Origin of the sequence: Streptomyces sp. NPDC046909 (genome assembly GCF_040644695.1) — a bacterium.
GTDB lineage: Bacteria > Actinomycetota > Actinomycetes > Streptomycetales > Streptomycetaceae > Streptomyces.
Genome location: NZ_JBEYXC010000006.1, coordinates 446688 through 466840 on the forward strand (window position 1 = coordinate 446688; position 20153 = coordinate 466840).

General features: G+C 71.8%; 14 protein-coding genes and 1 pseudogene. 11 read left to right on the forward strand and 4 right to left on the reverse strand.

Annotated elements, in window-relative coordinates; translation table 11 throughout:
- Positions 1–9: 9 nt before the first annotated feature.
- Complete coding sequence (locus ABZ928_RS22780) at positions 10–2436, reverse strand: penicillin acylase family protein (RefSeq protein WP_361521804.1); 2427 nt, start codon at positions 2434–2436, stop codon at positions 10–12.
- A 108-nt stretch (positions 2437–2544) separates the two neighbouring features.
- On the opposite strand from ABZ928_RS22780, the gene ABZ928_RS22785 reads away from it, so the two are divergent.
- Positions 2545–4038 (forward strand): acyl-CoA synthetase, encoded by a 1494-nt coding sequence (locus ABZ928_RS22785; RefSeq protein ID WP_361521807.1) that lies wholly within the window; start codon positions 2545–2547, stop codon positions 4036–4038.
- Here ABZ928_RS22785 and paaK read toward each other — a convergent pair.
- On the reverse strand, positions 4035–5330 hold the full coding sequence (gene paaK, locus ABZ928_RS22790) for a phenylacetate--CoA ligase PaaK (protein WP_361521810.1): 1296 nt from the start codon (positions 5328–5330) through the stop codon (positions 4035–4037). The two genes, ABZ928_RS22785 and paaK, sit on opposite strands and share 4 nt — an antisense overlap.
- Positions 5331–5501: 171 nt before the next feature.
- On the opposite strand from paaK, the gene ABZ928_RS22795 reads away from it, so the two are divergent.
- Positions 5502–6356 (forward strand): alpha/beta hydrolase, encoded by an 855-nt coding sequence (locus tag ABZ928_RS22795; protein ID WP_361521813.1) that lies wholly within the window; start codon positions 5502–5504, stop codon positions 6354–6356.
- Positions 6357–6393: 37 nt separating this feature from the next.
- A pseudogene (locus ABZ928_RS22800) lies at positions 6394–7104 on the forward strand (alpha/beta hydrolase); the annotation flags it as partial.
- On the opposite strand, the gene ABZ928_RS22805 reads toward ABZ928_RS22800, so the two are convergent.
- Both ABZ928_RS22805 and ABZ928_RS22810 read right to left on the reverse strand, forming a co-directional pair.
- Positions 7082–8827 carry a sulfatase gene (locus tag ABZ928_RS22805; RefSeq protein ID WP_361521816.1) on the reverse strand — a complete coding sequence of 582 codons (1746 nt, stop codon included), beginning with the start codon at positions 8825–8827 and terminating at the stop codon, positions 7082–7084. The pseudogene ABZ928_RS22800 and the gene ABZ928_RS22805 sit on opposite strands and share 23 nt — an antisense overlap.
- A 136-nt stretch (positions 8828–8963) precedes the next feature.
- Positions 8964–10580, reverse strand: coding sequence for an acyl-CoA synthetase (locus tag ABZ928_RS22810; RefSeq protein WP_361521819.1), 1617 nt, complete (start codon positions 10578–10580; stop codon positions 8964–8966).
- Positions 10581–10946: 366 nt separating this feature from the next.
- Here ABZ928_RS22810 and ABZ928_RS22815 point away from each other — a divergent pair, with 366 nt between their 5' ends.
- The 8 genes from ABZ928_RS22815 (at position 10947) to ABZ928_RS22850 (ending at position 20143) form a co-directional block, all read left to right on the forward strand.
- The gene (locus ABZ928_RS22815; RefSeq protein WP_361521822.1) at positions 10947–11747 is read left to right on the forward strand and encodes a crotonase/enoyl-CoA hydratase family protein; all 801 of its coding nucleotides are present in this window, start codon (positions 10947–10949) and stop codon (positions 11745–11747) included.
- Positions 11748–11915: 168 nt separating this feature from the next.
- Entirely contained in the window at positions 11916–12866 is a 951-nt protein-coding gene (locus tag ABZ928_RS22820; protein ID WP_361521825.1) for an OB-fold domain-containing protein, read from the forward strand.
- A complete protein-coding gene (locus ABZ928_RS22825) occupies positions 12863–13927 on the forward strand; it encodes a thiolase domain-containing protein (protein WP_361521827.1) in 1065 nt (354 codons plus the stop codon). Before ABZ928_RS22820 ends, ABZ928_RS22825 begins: the two co-directional genes overlap by 4 nt.
- Positions 13924–15090: a thiolase domain-containing protein gene (locus tag ABZ928_RS22830; protein WP_361521830.1), complete on the forward strand. Its 1167-nt coding sequence runs from the start codon at positions 13924–13926 to the stop codon at positions 15088–15090. The genes ABZ928_RS22825 and ABZ928_RS22830 overlap by 4 nt, the downstream gene beginning before the upstream one ends.
- Before the next feature lie 107 nt (positions 15091–15197).
- On the forward strand, positions 15198–15440 hold the full coding sequence (locus ABZ928_RS22835) for a DUF397 domain-containing protein (protein ID WP_289921683.1): 243 nt from the start codon (positions 15198–15200) through the stop codon (positions 15438–15440).
- Positions 15441–15585: 145 nt separating this feature from the next.
- Complete coding sequence (locus ABZ928_RS22840) at positions 15586–16488, forward strand: universal stress protein (protein WP_361521833.1); 903 nt, start codon at positions 15586–15588, stop codon at positions 16486–16488.
- A gap of 40 nt (positions 16489–16528) precedes the next feature.
- The gene (locus tag ABZ928_RS22845; protein WP_361521836.1) at positions 16529–17152 is read left to right on the forward strand and encodes a CGNR zinc finger domain-containing protein; all 624 of its coding nucleotides are present in this window, start codon (positions 16529–16531) and stop codon (positions 17150–17152) included.
- Between the two features lie 108 nt (positions 17153–17260).
- Positions 17261–20143: an AAA family ATPase gene (locus ABZ928_RS22850; RefSeq protein WP_361521839.1), complete on the forward strand. Its 2883-nt coding sequence runs from the start codon at positions 17261–17263 to the stop codon at positions 20141–20143.
- The last annotated feature ends 10 nt before the right edge of the window (positions 20144–20153 follow it).

The window sequence follows — 20153 nt, forward strand, 5'->3', positions numbered from 1 at the left end:
TGAGCCGGCCTATGAGCGCACCCGCACCACCTTCAGGCCCGGCGCCGACAGGATGTCCCTCTCGCAGAACCGGGACGTCACCCACCGCTCCTGGGAGTACAGCCGCGTCTGGTCGCTGTAATGGGGCGAGTTGGGGTTCGAGGACTGGGAGTACGTCAGGAGGGTGCGGGCCACCGGGCAGCGGCTGCCGTCCCAGCTCACGGCCTGGATGTAGCTGGAGCCGGTGGTCACCTCCGTGTAGCCCCCGTGGGCCGGGTCCCACACCGGCTCGACCTTGTTCCAGACGCCGAGGGACTCGGTGCCGCCGGAGACGGGGATGCGCTGACCGTTGCGTACGACGAACTGGGCGGCGCCGAGCGGGGAGTCGAGCGGGATGCCCGCCGTCCGCAACTCCGACACCGCGTCCGCCAGAGCCGTGGTGAAGGCGGGCGAGCCCGTGTTGAGGGTGTTCGGCGTGTGCACCGGATCGGCGGCCGAGAACGGCACCTTCCACAGCTGGGCCGAGGGGATCTTGCGCCACACGCGGTCGAAGAGGAGCGCCCCTCGGCTGTCGGTGTCGACCCTACGGTCCCACCCCGCGAGCACCGCACAGGCCTCGCTCACGTCAACGGCCTTGCCGTCACTGCCCGTTGCCGTACCGCCCGGAAGCGCCGCGCACGCCTTCGCCGCGTCGGACGCCGTCAGGTCGCCCGCGGGCACCCGGTTGGCGAACTGCTGCGCCTGGAGGTCCCGTACGGTCAGGCCGCCGCGCCGGGCCATCGCTGACACGTCCTCGACCGCGCCCCGGGTGCGGAGCGAGCGCTGTGTGCCGACGGTGCCGAAGATCCGCTCGTACCCCGTCAACGGCCGGTCGGCGTTGGCGAGCCAGGCGCTGTCGTTGGAGTTCTCGGCGTAGGGGGCGTCGGTCAGGGTCGGCATCTTCGCCGGGCCGAAGGTGCCCGGCTGTACGGCGTCCGGGTCGTCGCCGAGCGCGCAGTCGCCGCGGGAACCGTCGAGGACCGCCAGGCCCGCCGACGGGTAGCTCACCTTGCCGAGCGGGGTCGAGCAGCGCTGGGCCAGTTCGTCGGTGATCCGGGGGAGCACCTGGGACTGGGTGAACAGGGTGTGCCCGGCCGAGTCGGCGGCGACGGTGTTCACCCACGGCAGCCCCTGCGTCCGCTGGAGCGCGTCGAGGACGTCCGCCGTGCCGCGGGCCTTGCTGAAGCCGAGGGCGGTGTCGGAGGCGCGCAGGTTGGCGGCGTTGGGGTCGTTGAGGGCGTACGCCGTGGTGGTCGTCCACGGGAGGGGGACCGAGGCGCCGAACGAGGTGACGACCGGGCCGTACCGCGTCCACCACTGGGTCCGGGTCACCGGGGCGCCGTCCTTCACCTCGACCGTCACCGTGCGCCGGGTCATCCGCTCCGGCTGGCCGTCCACGAGGTAGGTGGTCGGGTCGGCCGGATCCAGCGTCAGCTGATGGAGGTTGAGGGGGACTCCGGTCGCGACGGTGTGGCTCCAGGCCACCTTCGCGTTGTGGCCTATGGAGATGGTCGCGGTACCGAGCAACGAGCCGCCGGACACGTCGAGTTCACCGGGGATGGTCTGCTGCGACTGCCAGAAGCGGCGGCCCCCCTGCCAGGGGTAGTGGGGGTTGCCGAGCAGCAGGCCGCGGCCGTTCGCAGTGGTCGCGCCGCTGAAGGCGACCGCGTTGGAGCCCATGTCGGCGTTGTCGGCGGCGAGGAGGTCGCGGGCCGCACGGGCGGAGTCCTGTACGTTGGGCGCCGCCGCGGTGGCCGTAGCCGCGGTGCTGGCTGTGGCGGTCGTCGTGGGCGGCTGGGCGGCGGTGATGCCGTCCACGCCGCGCCCCTGTCCGCCGAGCACGGCGATCGCGAAGCCGCGCGCGGCCACGTCGAGGGTCGTGATCGGCCGGACCCAGGCGGCGCCCTTGCAGGCGGGGTCGGTGACGCGGTTCTGCTTGAGCCAGGCGTTGTAGCCGGCCGCGTAGCCCCGCATGAGGTCCTTCGCCTGGCGGCTCGGTCCCAGCGGCGCGGGTTCGGCGAGCAGCTTCTCGACCGTGCCCGCCTCCCGGACGCCCCGGAAGTAGAGGTCGCTGGAGAGGTTCTTGGTGGCCGAGGAGAGCGAGAGGTCGGTGGCGGCGTCGGGCCCGAACCAGCGGGACCGTTCGCCGCGCACGGTCAGGAAGCCGTCGGCGAGCGTGCACACCTGGTCGGCGGCCTGCGCCCAGCCGGTGCCGAAACCGAGGTTCGCGTAGTCCTTGGCGAGGATGTGCGGAATGCCGTACTCGGTGTAGCGGATCGTGGCGGACAGACCGCCGTGCGAGGGATGTTGCTGTGTCTGGCTCTGGTTCTGGGCTTCGACCGCGGCCGCCGGCAGGGCGGTGGCGGCGGTGAAGAGGGCGACGGCCGCGACGACGGCGCGTCTGAGGCGGGTGCGCATGGTGCCTCCCAACGTCATTGAGGGAAGGGGCGGTTGAGCGTACCAACGGGTATGTGTCCCTGGCCCGGTGCTTGACCTCCCGCTGTGTCGGACCGAGGATCATGTGTCATGACGCCTGGACACGGCAGCACGGTTGACGGCGTACTGCGCCGCAGCGCCCGGCGCACCCCGGCGCGGGTCGCGGTGGAGTACGGCGAGCGCTCATGGACGTACGAGGAACTCGACGAGGCCGTCTCCCGCGCGGCGAGCGTCCTGCTCGGTGAAGGGCTCTCGCCGGGCGACCGGGTCGGCGCCTACGGCCACAACTCGGACGCCTACCTCATCGCCTTCCTCGCCTGCGCCCGCGCGGGCCTTGTGCATGTGCCGGTGAACCACAACCTGACCGGCGAGGACCTGGCGTACATCGTCGGCCAGTCGGGCAGCGCGCTGGTCCTCGCCGACCCGGACCTGACCGGCCGACTCGCCGACGACGTACGGACGTTGGCCCTGCGCGACACGGACGACTCACTGCTGGCACGACTGGACGCGACACCTGCCTACGACGGTCCCGAGCCCCGCACCGAGGACCTCGTCCAGCTGCTCTACACCTCCGGTACGACCGCCCTCCCCAAGGGCGCGATGATGACGCACCGCGCCCTGGTGCACGAGTACCTGAGCGCGATCACGGCCCTCGACCTGAGCGCCGGGGACCGCCCCGTGCACTCGCTCCCGCTCTACCACTCGGCCCAGATGCATGTGTTCCTGCTGCCGTACCTGGCGGTCGGGGCGACGAACATCATCCTCGACGCCCCGGACGGGGACCGGATCTTCGACCTGATCGAGACGGGCCGCGCGGACAGCCTCTTCGCGCCGCCCACGGTGTGGATCGGCCTGTCCAACCGCCCCGACTTCGCCACCCGCGACCTCGGCGGACTCCGCAAGGCGTACTACGGGGCGTCGATCATGCCGGTGCCCGTCCTGGAGCGCCTGCGCGAACGCCTCCCGAAGCTCGCCTTCTACAACTGCTTCGGCCAGAGCGAGATCGGCCCGCTCGCGACCGTCCTCGCCCCCGACGAGCACAAGGGGCGGATGGACTCCTGCGGCCGCCCGGTTCTCTTCGTCGACGCGCGGGTCGTGGACGAGGACGGCAAGGACGTCCCCGACGGCACCCCGGGTGAAATCGTCTACAAATCCCCGCAGTTGTGCGAGGGCTACTGGGACAAGCCCGACGAGACCGCCGACGCCTTCCGCGACGGCTGGTTCCACTCCGGGGACCTCGCGGTCCGGGACGCGCACGGCTACTTCACGATCGTCGACCGCGTGAAGGACGTCATCAACTCCGGTGGCGTCTTGGTCGCTTCCCGGCAGGTCGAGGACGCGCTGTACACGCACGAGGCCGTCGCCGAGGTCGCCGTGATCGGTCTCCCCGACGACCGCTGGATCGAAGCGGTCACGGCGGTCGTCGTGCCCCGGGGCGAGGTGACGGAGGAGACCCTGATCGCCCACGCCCGCGACAAGCTCGCCCACTTCAAGGCACCGAAGCGGGTGGTCTTCGTGGACGAGCTGCCGCGGAACGCGAGCGGGAAGATCCTCAAGCGGGAGCTCAGGGACCGGTTCGCCTAACGGGGCCGCAGGTCGACGATCCGCCGGATCTTGCCCACCGACCGTTCCAGGGACTCGGGTTCGACGATCTCGACGGTCACGGACACCCCGATACCGTCCTTCACGGCCGCGGTGATCGCCCGTGCCGCCGCGTCCCGGTCCTCCGGGGTCGCGTCGGGGCGGGCCTCCGCCCGCACGGTCAGGGCGTCGAGGCGGCCCTCGCGGGTCAGCCGGAGCTGGAAATGGGGAGCGACGCCCGGGGTGCGCAGGACGATCTCCTCGATCTGGGTGGGGAAGAGGTTCACGCCCCGCAGGATCACCATGTCGTCACTGCGTCCGGTGACCTTCTCCATGCGCCGGAACACGCGGGCCGTGCCCGGCAGCAGCCGGGTCAAGTCCCGTGTGCGGTACCGGATGACAGGCATCGCCTCTTTGGTGAGCGAGGTGAAGACCAGCTCGCCCCGCTCCCCGTCGGGCAGCACCTCGCCGGTGATCGGGTCGACGACTTCCGGGAAGAAGTGGTCCTCCCACACGTGCAGTCCGTCCTTGGTCTCCACGCACTCCTGCGCCACCCCCGGACCGATCACCTCCGACAGCCCGTATATGTCGACCGCGTCGATCGCGAACCGCTCCTCGATCTCCCGGCGCATCTGCTCCGTCCAGGGCTCGGCACCGAAGACACCCACCCGCAGCGAGGTGCCGCGCGGGTCGACGCCCTGGCGCTCGAACTCGTCGAGGATCGTCAGCATGTACGACGGGGTCACCATGATGATGCCGGGCTTCAGGTCCTGGATCAGCTGGACTTGACGGGCCGTCATGCCGCCGGACGCGGGGACGACCGTACAGCCGAGCCGTTCGGCACCGTAGTGTGCGCCGAGGCCGCCGGTGAACAGCCCGTATCCGTACGCCACATGGACGATGTCGCCGGGCCGCGCGCCGGCGGCGCGCAGCGAGCGGGCGACCATGTCGGACCAGAGGGAGAGGTCGCCGTCGGTGTAACCGACCACCGTGGGGAGGCCGGTGGTGCCGCTCGACGCGTGGATCCGGCGGACGCGGTCCCGGGGCACGGCGAACATCCCGTACGGGTAGTTCTCGCGCAGGTCCGCCTTGGTGGTGAAGGGGAAGCGGGCGAGATCGTCGAGGGAACGGCAGTCGTCCGGACGGACACCGGCCTTGTCGAAGGACTCCCGGTAGAAGGGCACGTTGTCGTAGGCGTGCCGCAGCGAGCTCCGCAGCCGCTCCAGCTGCAACGCCCGCAGCCCCTCCGCGTCGAGTCGTTCCCCCGCGTCCAGCAGCTCCGTCGCATCCGCCATCGGGGACGCCTCCCTCACCAACCACAGCAATACGGGCGACCGATCATTCGGTCGAGGTGTTCGGGATCAGTAATCCAGGCCGCCGGTGATCGAGCAAGGGGGCGGCCCGTACTTTCTCGACGCGTCGGAACTCCGTTGCGGCGCACGCCGGGCACCGCGAGGATCGGCGGCATGTCGACCTTCACCGCCCCCGACGGGACCGAACTGGCCTGCCACCTCCGGGGCGAGGGCGAACCCGTCGTCGTCCTCCCCGGTGGACCCATGCGCGCCTCCGCCTACCTCGGGGACCTGGGCGGCCTGAGCGCCCACCGCGGGCTCGCGCTGCTCGATCTGCGCGGCACCGGGGACTCCGCGACCCCGGCGGACCCGGCGACGTACCGCTGCGACCGGCTCGTGGACGACGTGGAGGCGCTGCGGATCCACCTCGGCCTGGAGCGGATGGACCTGCTCGCGCACTCGGCCGGCGGCAGCCTCGCCATGCTCTACGCCGCCCGCCACCCCGAACGGATAAGGCGGCTGGCGCTGATCACCGTCATCCCCTGGGCGCTGGGCATGCCGGTGACGGCCGAGGACCGGCTGGCGGCGGCCCCGCTGCGCAAGGACGAGCCGTGGTTCGCGGAGGCGTTCCCCGCGTTCGAGGCCTCGCTCAACGGCACCGGCGACTACGACCCCGTATACGCGCCCTTCTTCTACGGCCGCTGGGACGAGACCGCCGCGGCTCATGACGCGCGCGGCGACGAGGAGACCAACGACGAGGCCGGGGACGCGTACGGATCGGCCGGAGCCTACGACCCGCCGGCGACCCGGGCGGCGCTCGCCCGGCTGGACCGGCCGGTCCTCGTGCTCGCGGGCGAACGCGACAACGGCCCCCGCCCCGAACTCGCCCGCCGGAACGCCGACGTGTTCCCGAACGCCGAGCTCGCGGTGCAGCCCGGCGCCGGGCACTATCCGTGGCTGGACGACCCGGAGTGGTTCGTACGACGGGTCGCCGCGTTCCTAGAAGGGCCTCTGCCCTCGGCAGAGTAGGACGCGGGCCGCGGCGGCGACGGATACGTTCCCCGGCATGGACACCGTCGAGGTCAACGGCATCACGCTCGCCTACCGCACCTGGGGACCCCGGGACGCGCCGCCCGTGCTGCTCCTGCACTCCCGCGGTACCGACGGCGCGGACTGGACGCCGATCGCCGAACGCCTCGCCACGGTTCCGCGCCGCGTGTACGCCCCCGACCTGCGCGGCCACGGACACAGCGACCGGCCCGGCACCTACGGGCTCGACGAGATGCGTGACGACGTACGGGACTTCCTGACCGCCCTCGACATCGCACCGATCGACGTGGTCGCCCACTCCCTCGGCGGCATGGTCGCCTGTCTCCTCGCCCAGGAGACGCCCGATCTCGTACGACGCCTCGTCCTGGAGGACGTACCGGCACCCCTCCCGCTCGACCCGCCCCGCCCGCCCGCCGAACGCCCCGACGGGGACCTGCCGTTCGACTGGGCCATGGTCCTGGCCACGGACGCCCAGCGGAACGCCCCCGATCCCGCCTGGTGGGACCGCCTGGGGCGGATCACCGCGCCCACCCTGGTCATCGGGGGCGGGCCCGGCAGCCCCATCCCTCAGGACCAGATCGCCGCACTCGCCGGACGCCTCCCCGACGCCCGGCTCGTGACCGTCGACGCCGGGCATCTGGTGCACGAGATGAGGCCCGGGGAGTTCCTGGCGGAGGTGGAGCCGTTCCTCGCCGGGCGCGCGCTCACTTCGCGTACGCCGTCATGAACCGGTCCCGGAAGGTGTCCATGCCCCACACCGGCGCGTTCCCGGCCGGCTTGAGGCCGTCCGTCCAGCCCCAGTCGCTGACGCGGTCGAGGACCTTCGGGTCGCGGGCGACGATGGTGATGGGGACGTCCTTGTTGGTGTCGCCGCCGGTGACGGTGGGGACGGGCTGGTGGTCGCCGAGGAAGACGAGGACGGTGTTGTCGTCGCCGTAGCGCTGGACCCATTCGGTGAGGCTCTGGAGGGAGTACTCGATGGCCTTGCGGTACTCGGTGCGGACGCTCTTCGCGCTCTTCCAGACCTCCTTGGGGTCCGTGCCCTCCTTCTTGATCTGCTCGAAGACCGACCCGTCGCCGAGCTGGTCCCAGTCGACCATGCGGGCGATGGGGGACCAGGGGTTGTGGCTGGAGGCGAGGATGATCTCCGCCATGATCGGGTCGCGGTTCTTCTTGCCGTGCTCCAGGCGCTCGAAGGCCTCCAGGCTGAACTGGTCGGGGACCGGCGTCCAGCTGAAGTAGGGGCCGGTGTAGCCGAGGTGCGTGGAGTCGTAGATGTGGTCGAGGCCGAAGTACTTGCCCTCGGGCCAGGTCTTGCGGACGCCGGGCACGATGCCGACCGTGCGCCAGGCGCCGGTCTTCTGGAAGTAGCTGGTGAGGGTGGCGCGGTCGCCCGTGGTCAGGCTGCGGTAGCGCTGCTGGTTCTTGACCCACAGGCCGGACAGGAACGTGGAGTGGGCGAGCCAGCTGCCGGCGCCCGTCACGGGTGACCTCAGCCAGCCGCTGCGGGCCGCGAATCCGGCCGACTTGAGTCTGCCGTCGCCCGCCTGGAGGGCCGCGTCGATCTGCGGGGCCATCGCCGGGTCGTCGATCGCCACCCGGCCGTAGCTCTCGATGAAGGTGAACAGGACGTCCTTGCCGCGCAGTCCGGTCAGCAGCTGGTCGGGCGGGGTCTTGGCGAAGGCGTCGACGGCGGCCTGCTTCTCGAAGACCTCGGCGTCGAAGAGGCCGTCGCGCACCTGCTGCACACGGTTGGCGACGAACTCGGAGTTGCCCTTGGTGGCGAGGGTGACCCCGCCGTACTGCACGCCCAGGGTGAAGCAGAGGATCCACGCGATGCCGAGGACGAGGGTGGTGCGGGCGGCCACGAGGCGGTGCCGGTTCATGAGGTTCGACAGCCGCACCACCGCCAGCGTGCACAGGGCGAGCACGGCGACGAACAGCGCGATCACGAGGGTCACCGCGAGCACCTGCCCCGTACGGCCGAACGACTCCCTGACCCAGTCCGCCCCGTCGTCCAGCAGAGGCCAGTCGAAGACCAGGTCGAACGGCCGGGCCAGGGCCTCACGGAAGCCCATGTCGAGGAACTTGACGATGGTCAGCAGTCCGAGGATCACACCCGCGACGACGGCCGTGATCCGCCGCGCCCGCCTCGGCAGCGCGAGCAGCAGACCCGCGAGGAGGATCGCCTCGACGGGAAGGCGCAGGAAGGCCTGGAGGTTCATCCGGTCGAGCCGGTTCGGCATCAGGAGCGCGCCGAGCACCAGCAGGCCGGCGAGGACGGTCGTGCCGATGGTCACGCCGCGCGCGGTACGGGGGTAGCGGGTGCGCCAGCCGAACCAGCCCCGCTTCTCGGGGGCCTCCTGGACCACTGGTGTCTCAGAGCTGGGGTCCGCCTCGCTCTCGGTGGCTTCCGGCTGCTGACGAGAGCGAGGTGTGAAGAGCGACACCCGGCGGTCCTTCCGTACGGTCGTGCGATGGCATGGCGAACAAAGCCCTGCGAACGAGCCTGCCATCACCAGTACGTCCGCACGTCACCTTCGGTTCAACGGCACGGACCGAAAACCGGGGACAACCGGCCGGAATTCACCCGTCCGCCCGCACCGCGACCTCCCGGGCCCACCGGTAGTCCGCTTTCCCGCTCGGCGAGCGCCGGATGGCCCCCTCGATCACCAGCTGCCGCGGGATCTTGTACCCCGCCAGCTGCGTCCGGCAGTGCGTCTGGATGTCGCCCAGGGACGGCCGCGCCGCGCCCTCCCGCAGTTGTACGACGGCTGCCACATGGTGTCCCCACTTCGCGTCCGGCACCCCGGCCACCAGCGCGTCGTACACATCGGGATGGGACTTGAGGGCCTGCTCGACCTCCTCCGGGTACACCTTCTCGCCGCCGGTGTTGATGCACTGCGAGCCCCGGCCGAGGACGGTGACGACGCCCTCCTCGTCGACGGTCGCCATGTCGCCGAGCAGCACCCACCGCTCGCCGTCCTTCTCGAAGAAGGTCTCGGCGGTTTTCCGCGGGTCGTTGTAGTAGCCCAGCGGCACATGGCCGCACTGGGCGACCCGCCCCACCTCGCCCACGGCGACCGGCGCGTGCGTGGCCGGATCGACCACCTGCGTACGGGAGTTGACCCGCACCCGGAAGCCGCGTTCGGGGCCGGCGTCCTCGGTGGCGGTGCCGTTGAAGCCGGACTCGGAGGAGCCGAAGTTGTTGAGGAGCATCACGTTCGGGACGAGTTCGAGGAACTGCCGGCGCACGGTGTCCGACATGATCGCCCCCGACGAGGACACACTGAACATCGACGAGGTGTCCGTGCCCTTCAACGGCCCCCGCAGGGCGTCGATCAGCGGGCGCAGCATCGCGTCGCCGACCAGGGACACGCTGGTGACCTTCTCCGCCGCGATGGTCCGCAGCACCTCCTCCGGCACGAACTTGCGGTGCAGCACGACCCGTTGGCCGAAGTTGAAGCCGATGAACGCGGTCAGCGTGGAGGTGCCGTGCATCAGCGGGGGAGTGGGGAAGAAGGTGATCCCCGCCCCGCCGGCGGCGACCCGCTCGGCGAGCTCCTCGGGCTTCTTGACCGGCTCGCCCGTCGGCGCGCCACCGCCCATCCCCGAGAAGAACAGATCCTCCTGACGCCACATCACACCCTTGGGCATCCCGGTGGTGCCGCCGGTGTAGATGATGAACTGGTCGTCGCCCGAGCGCTGCGGGAACCCGCGCTCGGGCGACCCGGCGGCCTCGGCGTCCGCGAAGGCCACGGCGTCCGGGCCCGGGTCGTCGGCGCCGGCACCCACCCTGACAAGGTGCCGGAGCTTCTCGGTCAGCGGCAGCGCCGCCGCCACCCGGTCCGCGAACTCCGCCTCGAAGACCAGCCCCACCAGGTCGGCGTCCCGGTAGAGGTAGACCAACTCGTCCTCGACATACCGGTAGTTGACGTTCACCGGCACGATCCGCGCCTTGAGGCAGCCGATCGCGGCCTGGAGGTACTCGATGCCGTTGTACAGGTGCAGCCCGACGTGCTCGCCCGGCCGGATCCCGCTGTCGAGCAGATGGTGACCGATCCGGTTGGCCGCCGCGTCCAGCTCCGCGTACGTCAGCCGGCGTTCCGCACCCGTGCCGGGGATGTCGATGTACACCAGCGCCTCGCGGTCGGGGACCACGTCGACGACCGACTCGAACAGGTCGGCAAGGTTGTACTCCACCGCTCCTCCTGACCCTAGGGCCTGTCTCTCGGATCATCTCGGCGTCGCGGGGTCTGGCACGCACATCTGCGGCGTTGTCGTCGGTCGCCGACGCTCCGCGTCGACTCCCTCCTCCGCCTTGCAGCTGCACGCACCAGACCCCGCTCGGGTGGGCCGGTCCGGACCGTTGCTCGCATCCGAGCTGATCCGAGAGACAGGCCCTAGCTCCGCACCGGTTGCCGGTCATCAGAGCAAAGGGCGACCCAACTGTGAAGGCTCCGCGCGAAGAAATCTGACTGTCTGTCAGAAAACTCTTGAAGAGCCCGGGCGGCTCCTGCAACCTGTTCTCGTTCTGCCAGTGGGAGAGCTTTCGAGGGGAGACGGTCAATGGGTGGGACGGAACACCTCACCGTGCGGCGCGAGGGCGCCACAATGGTGCTCACGCTCAACCGGCCGGAGGCCAGGAACGCCCTCTCGCTGGCCATGCTCGTCGGCCTGTACGACGGCTGGGTTGAGGCCGACGCCGACGACTCGGTCCGCTCGATCGTGTTCACCGGCGCGGGCGGCTCGTTCTGCGCGGGCATGGACCTCAAGGCCCTGGCCGGCAAGGGCATGGAGGGCGAGCAGTACCGGGACCGGCTGAAGGCCGACCCCGATCTGCACTGGAAGGCCATGCTGCGCCACCACCGCCCCCGCAAGCCGGTGATCGCCGCCGTCGAGGGCTACTGCGTCGCCGGCGGCACCGAGATGCTTCAAGGCACCGACATCCGGGTCGCCGGAGAGTCGGCCACCTTCGGTCTGTTCGAGGTCAAGCGCGGCCTCTTCCCCATCGGCGGCTCCACGGTCCGCCTCCAGCGCCAGATCCCGCGCACCCACGCCCTGGAGATGCTCCTCACCGGCCGCCCCTACAGCGCCCGCGAGGCCGCGGACATCGGCCTGATCGGCCATGTCGTCCCCGACGGCCAGGCACTGACCAAGGCCCTGGAGATCGCCGAACAGATCAACGCCTGCGGCCCGTTGGCCGTCGAGGCGGTCAAGGCGTCGGTGTACGAGACGGCCGAGCTGACCGAAACGGAAGGCCTCGCCGCGGAGTTGAAGCGCGGCTGGCCGGTCTTCGACACCGCCGACGCCAAGGAAGGCGCCCGCGCCTTCGCGGAGAAGCGCCCGCCCCTCTACAAGCGAGCGTAGGCGCTCCGCTGGGGGAGCAGTCGGACACCGCGGGCCGTCCGTGGCCGGCCGCGCGCGCGGCGCAGCCGCAGATGCCACAGCCCCGCGCCCCCGGGGGCGCGACTCGCCGGCTCCGCTCCATCGTCCAGCCGCGCCACGCACGCGGATCCTCAAGGAGGCAAGCCCCCGATGCCCGAAGTCCTCAAAGCGCCGCTGGTCGTCGAATTCCCCTTCACCCGCTCCCTCGGCCCCGTCCAGAGCGCCTTCCTCAGCGGACTGCGCGACCGTGTCATCCTCGGCGTGAAGACCACCGACGGCCGTACCCTCGTCCCGCCCGTCGAGTACGACCCCGGCACCGCCGAGGAGATCCACGACCTCGTCGAAGTCGCCCCCACCGGCACGGTCACCACCTGGGCCTGGAACCACGCACCGCGCCGAGGCCAGCCGCTGGAGACCCCCTTCGCCTGGGTCCTCGTCCGCCTCGACGGCGCCGACACCGCCCTCCTCCACGCCCTCGACGCCCCCGGCCCCGACGCCGTGCGCACCGGCATGCGGGTCCGCGTCCGCTGGGCGGAAGACCGCGTCGGCGCGATCACCGACATCGCCTGCTTCGAGCCCCACGACGGCGAACCGGCCGAACCGACCGGCCACAGCGGAGAGTTCGAGGACCCGGTCACCGGCATCGTCGCCGCCGCCCGGCTCGACTACACCTACTCACCCGGCCGCGCCCAGACCGCCTACATCAACGCCCTCGCCGAACACCGGGCCGTCGGCGAACGCTGCCCCTCCTGCCGCAAGGTGTACGTCCCTCCCCGCGGCGCCTGCCCGACCTGCGGCGTCGCCACCTCCGAGCAGGTCGAGGTCGGCCCCGGCGGCACGGTCACCACGTTCTGCATCGTCAACATCAAGGCTGCTCACACGGCGAATCTCGACATCGAAGTCCCCTACGTCTACGCCCACATCGCCCTCGACGGCGCCGACCTCGCGCTGCACGGACGCATCGGCGGGATCCCGTACGACCAGGTGCGGATGGGGCTGCGCGTGGAGCCGGTGTGGACGGAAGGGGGCCGCTACCCGGACCACTACCGGCCCACGGGCGAACCCGACGCGGACTACGAGGCATACAAGGAGCTGCTGTGACCAGCGAAGCAAGCCGAGGGGCGCGCGAGATCGCCGTCGTCGCCTTCGCCCAGTCCGACGTGCTGCGCTCCACCGCGGAACAGTCCGAGGTGGAGATGCTCATGCCGGTCCTGCACGACGCCCTCGACCAGACCGGCCTCAAGACCGCCGACATCGGCTTCACCTGCTCCGGCTCCAGCGACTACCTCGCGGGCCGCGCCTTCTCCTTCACCCTCGCCCTCGACGGGGTCGGCGCCTGGCCGCCGATCTCCGAGTCGCACGTCGAGATGGACGGCGCGTGGGCTCTGTACGAGGCCTGGACGAAGCTGCTCACCGGGGACGCGGACACCGCGCTCGTCTACTCCTACGGCAAGTCTTCCCCGGGCTCCCTGCGCGACGTGCTGACCCGCCAGCTCGACCCGTACTACGTGGCGCCCCTGTGGCCCGACTCCGTCGCCCTCGCCGCCCTCCAGGCACAGGCGTTGATCGACGCGGGCGACACGGACGAGCCCGCGCTGGCCGGGATCGGCGCCCGCAGCCGGACGGTGGACAACCCGCGCGCACAGCTCAAGGGGCCTGTGCCGCAAGGGGATTACGTCGTACGGCCCCTGCGCACCGGCGACTGCCCGCCGATCGGCGACGGAGCCGCCGCCGTGATCCTCGCGGCGGGGGAGCGGGCCCGCGACCTGTGCGCCCGGCCCGCCTGGATCCGCGGCATCGACCACCGCATCGAGCCGCACAGCCTCGGCGTCCGCGACCTGACCGACTCACCCTCCGCCCGCCTCGCCGCCGAGAAGGCCGGTGCCTTCGAACGGCCCGTCGACACCGCCGAGTTGCACGCCCCGTTCAGCGCACAGGAGGTCGTGCTGCGCAAGGCGCTGCGACTGGACGACGATGTGCGGATCAACCCGTCCGGCGGGGCGCTCGCCGCCAACCCGATGATGGCCGCCGGGCTCATCCGTATCGGCGAGGCCGCCGCCCGTATCCACCGGGGCGAGTCCGACCGGGCGTTGGCCCACGCCACCTCCGGTCCCTGTCTCCAACAGAACCTGGTCGCCGTACTGGAAGGGGATCCGCGATGAGCAAGGAGCCCGTGGCCGTCGTGGGCATCGGCCAGACCAAGCATGTCGCGGCCCGCCGGGACGTCTCCATCGCCGGGCTCGTGCGGGAGGCGGCCCGACGTGCCCTGGACGACGCGGAGTTGAACTGGTCCGACATCGATGCCGTCGTCATCGGCAAGGCGCCCGACTTCTTCGAGGGCGTCATGATGCCGGAGCTGTATCTCGCCGACGCGCTCGGCGCGGTCGGCAAACCGATGCTGCGGGTGCACACGGCCGGTTCGGTCGGCGGGTCGACGGCACTGGTGGCGGCGGGGCTCGTCGCCGCCCGCGTGCACGGCACCGTGCTGACGCTGGCCTTCGAGAAGCAGTCCGAGTCGAACGCCATGTGGGGACTGTCCCTGCCCATCCCCTTCCAGCAGCCCTTGCTGGCAGGGGCGGGCGGGTTCTTCGCCCCGCACGTGCGCGCGTACATGCGGCGCACCGGCGCGCCCGACACGGTCGGCTCGCTGGTGGCGTACAAGGACCGGCGCAACGCGCTGAAGAACCCGTACGCGCATCTGCACGAGCACGACATCACCCTGGAGAAGGTCCAGGCCTCGCCGATGCTCTGGGATCCGATCCGCTATTCGGAGACCTGCCCCTCCTCCGACGGTGCCTGCGCGATGGTGCTCACCGACCGGGCGGGAGCGGCCCGCGCGCCGCGTCCGGCCGCCTGGATGCTCGGCGGGGCCATGCGCAGCGAGCCGACGCTCTTCGCGGGCAAGGACGCCGTGTCGCCGCAGGCCGGCAAGGACTGCGCGGCCGATGTGTACCGGCAGGCGGGCATCGCCGACCCGCGCCGGGACATCGACGCCGTGGAGATGTACGTGCCCTTCTCCTGGTACGAGCCCATGTGGCTGGAGAACCTCGGCTTCGCCGCCGAGGGCGAGGGCTGGAAACTCACCGAGTCCGGGGTGACGGAACTGGACGGCGATCTTCCGGTCAACATGTCGGGCGGTGTGCTGTCCACCAACCCGATCGGTGCCTCGGGCATGATCCGGTTCGCCGAGGCGGCGCTCCAGGTGCGCGGCCAGGCCGGGGAGCACCAGGTGGACGGGGCCCGCAAGGTGCTCGGACACGCCTACGGCGGCGGATCGCAGTTCTTCTCGATGTGGCTTGTGGGGTCCGAACCCCCTGATGCGTGAAACGCCTCCCGAAAGGTCGTTGAAAGGTCCCCCTCACGTGGCCTGTCGGCGGTCGGAGACGATCGCTAGGCTGACCCGCGGACGACGCAATCGGGAGGAGCACGGACGTGGCCGAGACCACCATCCAGCAGCAGCCGCTCATGGGCTGGGACAAGCCCGAGCTGGACCTCACCACCGCCGAATGGCAGTCCAGCAGCCGTGGCCTGGGGGATGTCCAGATCGCCTTTGTCGAGGGATTCATCGCGATGCGCAACAGCGGCCGCCCGGAGAGCCCTTCCCTGATCTTCACACCCGCCGAGTGGGGCGCCTTCGTGTCAGGGGCGCGGGAAGGGGAGTTCGACCTCACGTGACCTGCGGGCCCGTCCTGCGACGGGCCGATCCGGCGGTGTTCCCTCCGTTTTTCCGGACACGCGACCTCCAGCAGCCTCCCGGGGCCGTCGCCTGAGCGACGCTGACCCCCGGGGGAAGGTCGCACTCCGGAGGAGGAACAACCCCATGAGCACACTGCCGGTCATCGTGGCGGTCGACGGCTCGGACGACAGCCTCGTCGCCCTGGACTGGGCGTTCGAGGCCGCCCTGCTGCGCGAGGCACCCCTGCGGGTGGTCCACGTGCAGCAGTACGCCGCCTGGGCCGGGCCGGACATCCTGCCCGCCGGGCGGCCGGATGCCGAGGACGATCCGAGGCTCGCCCAGGTACGCCGCTATCTGGCGGGGCGGGTCGAACGACCGGCCACGGAGTACGTCGCCCTGGCGGGCACCCCCAGTGCGGTACTGCCCGAACTCGGCTCCGGAGCCCAGCTGTTGGTGCTCGGCTCCCGTGGCCGCGGCGGCTTCGCCAGTCTGCTGCTCGGCTCCAACGGCATGGCCGCCGCGCGGGACGCGGAGTGCGCGGTGGTCGTCGTGCCCAAACCGGGGCGCGAGGTTCACGTCGACATGCCGATCGCGCCGGGTCCGCGCGTGGTCGTGGGCCTCCAGACCGACAGCCCCGACGAGAACACCCTCGCGTTCGCCTTCGCCGAGGCCGCCCTGCGCGGCGCCCGCCTCCAGGTCGTCGCCGCCTACCAGTGGCCCCTCCAGACCTGGGCGATGCCCGGCGAACTCGTCGCACCGATGGTCGACCAGGATGCCGTCGAGAGCGAGACCCGCGCCCTCACCGAGGGCCTCCTCGCCCCCCACCTCAAGCACCGTCCCGACGTACGGGTCGACCCCTACGTCGCTCCCGGGGACGCGGCCGGTCACCTCGTCGCCGCCTCCAAGGACGCCGACCTGGTCGTCGTCGGCCGCCACCGCCGCAGGCTGCTGGCGCCCGCCCCCATGATGGGCTCGGTGACGCAGGCGGTCCTGCTGCACGCGGCGAGCCCGGTCGCGGTGGTGCCACCGGAGCCGCTTGAGGGGTGAGCCGGGTTAATGGGTGAGCCGGGCCCTTATCATTAGGTCCATGTCAGACGTGCCCGGCAAGGACGCCCTCGGCAAGGACGCCCGCCTCGCCCTCGACCTCGTCCTCACCATCCGCCACGACGGCCATGGCGGCGTCGCCGACGACCTGGCCGACCCCGCGGGCCTCACCGCCTGGGCCCGCGCCCACCCCGACACCGCGGCCCCCGGCTACGTCGCCGGGGACGCGGAGCTGGCCGCCGTACGCGAACTGCGCGCGGCGGTCCGCGCCCTGTTCGCCCACGCCGTACGCCCCGGAGAGCCGAGCCCCGCCGACGCGGCCCGTCTGATGCCGGTACCGGCAGCGGTCGAGCGCCTCAACTCGGCCGCCGCCCGCACCCCCACGGTCCCCGTACTGCGCTGGGCCGAGGACGCCGAACCCGTCGTGGAACACCGGCCACCGCACGCCGAGGAAGACCTGACGGCGGTACTCGCACGGGCGGCCATCGCCTTCCTCGCCGGTCCCGACCGGCACCGCCTGCGCGCCTGTCACGCGCCGCGCTGTGTGCGGTACTTCATCAAGGAGCACCCCCGTCAGGAATGGTGCAAACCGTCCTGCGGAAACCGCGCCCGGGTAGCACGCCACCACGAGCGGCACAAGAAGCCCGCGGACAGCCTCGGTCAGTAATGCCGGAGCGGCCCGCGCGACCCCCGGCAGGCGTACGCTGAGGTGCCTGTAGGTCACGGTGCGCGCCCGCTCCCCGCGCCGGCACACCACCGTGACAGGGGGTGCACTGTGGGCCGTCGCAGCACCAGGAGCAACAGGACGCTCTTCGAACGTGAGAGTGAACTCGCCGCCGTGGACGAGGCGTTGGGCGAGCTCACCGGTCTGCGTGCGGACGGCGCCGAGTCGTCCGACCGGCCGCGCGGCGCCCTCCTCGCCTTCGCCGGACGTGCCGGGATCGGCAAGACGACCCTGCTCGCCGAGGTCCGCCGCCGCGCCGCCGCCCGAGGCTGCACCGTGCTCTCCGCACGCGGCGGCGACCAGGAACAGCGCGTCGCCTTCCATGTCGCCCGACAGCTTCTGCAACCCCAGTTCGCCGGAGCGGCGGAGGCCGATCTCCGCGCACAGCTGGGCAGTTGGTACGACATCGTCGGCCCCGCCCTCGGCCTGTGCGCGCCCACCGACGGCGCCCCGCCCGACCAGCAGGGTCTGCGGGACGGCCTGGACTGGGTGCTCACCCATCTCGCGGTGCAGCGCGCCCCGATGGTCCTCGCCCTCGACGACGCGCACTGGGCGGACCCCGAATCCCTGCGCTGGCTGGCCGCGTTCGCACCCCGCGCCGAGGAACTCCCGCTGCTGCTGGTCGTCGCCTACCGGCCGGACGAACTCCCCGACCACGCCGAGTCGTTCAGGGGACTGCCCGGGAGGGCCGGCGGCCGCCCGCTCGACCTGGAACCGCTCAGCGCGGTCGCCGTCGCCGGACTCGTCCGCGAAGCCCTCGGCACCTACGCCGACGACGCGTTCTGCCGCGAATGCTGGGCCGTCACCGCGGGCAACCCCTTCGAGACCGTCGAACTCACCGCCAAGGTCCGCGACCGCGGCCTGATCCCCACCGAGGCCGGCGCCCATCTGCTGCGCGACCTCGCCGCCGCCGTCAAGGGCAGCGGACTGATCGCCCGCCTGGAACGCCTCGGCACCTCCACCGTCCGCTTCGCCTGGGCCTGCGCGGTCCTCGGCACCGAGATCCACCCCCTGCTGGCCGCGGCCGTGGCCGGACTCGGACACGAGGAGGCCGCCGACGCCGCCGACGCCCTGCGCGGCGCCCGCATCCTCACCGGCGCCGACACCCTGGAGTTCGTCCACCCGCTGATCGCCACGGCCGTCTACCGGGCCATCCCCTCCGGCGTCCGCGTCGCCCTGCACGGCCAGGCCGCCTGGTGCCTGATCAACGACGGACAGGGCCCCTCGGCCGCCGCCCGCCACCTCCTGGAGACCCACCCCGACGGCGACACCTGGGTGGTCCAGCAACTGCGCGCCGCCGCCGGCGAGACCTTGCGGTCCGGCGCCCCCGACTCCGCCCGCAGCTACCTCGCCCGCGCCCTGCGCGAACCCCCGCCCTTCGAGGACCGGGCCGCCGTCCTCTACGAACTCGGCAGCGCCTCCCTCCTCACCGAACCGGCCACCACGGTCAACCACCTGCGCGCCGCCCTCGAAGAGCCCATCGCCGACCGGGAGTTGCGCCACCACATCGTCTACCGCCTCTCCCAGGTCCTCGCCCACAGCGACCGGCTCGCCGAGGCCTCCGACACCCTCGCCCGCGAGATCCGCGTCACCGAGGACGCCCGGGTCAAACTGCGCATGGTCGCCGAACAGTTCATGTGGGACGCCTTCCGCGCCGACGAACCCGACCACCCCTCCCGCTCCCGCCGCCTCACCAAGCTCGCCGACCGCCTCAAGGGCCGCGACCTCACCGAGCGGTACATCATCGGCCTGCGCACCTGGGACGCGATCCTGCGCGGCGAACCCGCCCACGTCGCCCTCCACCACGCCGAACGCGCCCTCACCGGCGGCCTCGGCTGGGCCGAACCCGACCGCGGCTTCGAGGTGCCCGTCCTGGTGGCGCTGGCCTTCATGTACGCGGATCGCCCCGGCCGTACGGAAGAGCTGTTCGCCGCCGGGATCGCCGACTTCGAACGCCAGGGCTGGCACGGCGCCCACCTCTCCTTCGGCTACACGCTCCTCGCCTACGTCCGCTACCGCCGCGGCCGGCTCGCCGAGGCCGAGGACTTCGTGCGCGCCGGACTCCGCCTCGCCGAACGCGTCGGCCCCGGCACCCCCGCCCACTGGTACGCCGTCGGCATCCTCATCGAGGTCCTCCTCGCCCGCGGCCGCGTCAGCGAGGCCGCGCAGACCGCCGAGGACTACTCCTTCAGCGAGCCCTTCCCGGCCGCCGTCGTCTTCCCCGACGCCCAGACCGTCTACGGCGAACTCCTCCTCGCCCGCGGCCTCACCAAGGACGCCGCGGGCCAACTCGCCGCCGCGGGCCGCCGCCTCGACCCCCGCGGCATCCGCAACCCCGCGTGGTGCCCCTGGCAGCTCCACCTCGCCCGCGCCGAGAGCCACGACGCCCCCGAACGCGCGGTCACCACCGCCCTCGAAGCACTGTCCCGGGCCCGCCAGTTCGGCACCCCGTCAGCCATCGGAACGGCCCTGCGGACGGCAGCCGAGGTGTCCTCGGGCTCGGTACGGGTGAAATACCTGGAGGAGTCGGTAGCCCACCTGGAGTGCTCACCCGCCGCATACGAACTGGCCTGCGCACTCGTGGCCCTCGGCACGGAACTCCGCCGCGCGGGCCGCCCCACGGAGGCGGCGGAACACCTGTACCGGGGCCTCGACGCGGCGGTGCAGTGCGGCGCGGACGGCCTGGTGGAGGCGGCCCGGGACGAACTGGCCGCGGCGGGACTGCGCCCACGTCGCCTGCACACGACGGACACGGACACGCTGACGACGCGCGAGCGGACGGCGGCCACGATGACGGCAGAGGGGCGCGCGAAGGCGGAGGTCGCGAAGGAACTGAACGTGGACGAGCCGACGGTGGCACGCCTGCTCTCGGCGGTCTACCGAAAGATGGGCACGGACAGCACCGGACTGGCAGAGGCACTGAAACTGGGGTGAGGTCGGCCGG

What these genes read in the sequence shown, in the direction of transcription:
- ABZ928_RS22780 (WP_361521804.1), bottom strand. Translation starts at nt 2,436, where the DNA reads ATGCGCACCCGCCTCAGACGCGCCGTCGTCGCGGCCGTCGCCCTCTTC.
- ABZ928_RS22785 (WP_361521807.1), top strand. Translation starts at nt 2,545, where the DNA reads ATGACGCCTGGACACGGCAGCACGGTTGACGGCGTACTGCGCCGCAGC.
- paaK (WP_361521810.1), bottom strand. Translation starts at nt 5,330, where the DNA reads ATGGCGGATGCGACGGAGCTGCTGGACGCGGGGGAACGACTCGACGCG.
- ABZ928_RS22795 (WP_361521813.1), top strand. Translation starts at nt 5,502, where the DNA reads ATGTCGACCTTCACCGCCCCCGACGGGACCGAACTGGCCTGCCACCTC.
- ABZ928_RS22815 (WP_361521822.1), top strand. Translation starts at nt 10,947, where the DNA reads ATGGGTGGGACGGAACACCTCACCGTGCGGCGCGAGGGCGCCACAATG.
- ABZ928_RS22820 (WP_361521825.1), top strand. Translation starts at nt 11,916, where the DNA reads ATGCCCGAAGTCCTCAAAGCGCCGCTGGTCGTCGAATTCCCCTTCACC.
- ABZ928_RS22830 (WP_361521830.1), top strand. Translation starts at nt 13,924, where the DNA reads ATGAGCAAGGAGCCCGTGGCCGTCGTGGGCATCGGCCAGACCAAGCAT.
- ABZ928_RS22840 (WP_361521833.1), top strand. Translation starts at nt 15,586, where the DNA reads ATGAGCACACTGCCGGTCATCGTGGCGGTCGACGGCTCGGACGACAGC.
- ABZ928_RS22845 (WP_361521836.1), top strand. Translation starts at nt 16,529, where the DNA reads ATGTCAGACGTGCCCGGCAAGGACGCCCTCGGCAAGGACGCCCGCCTC.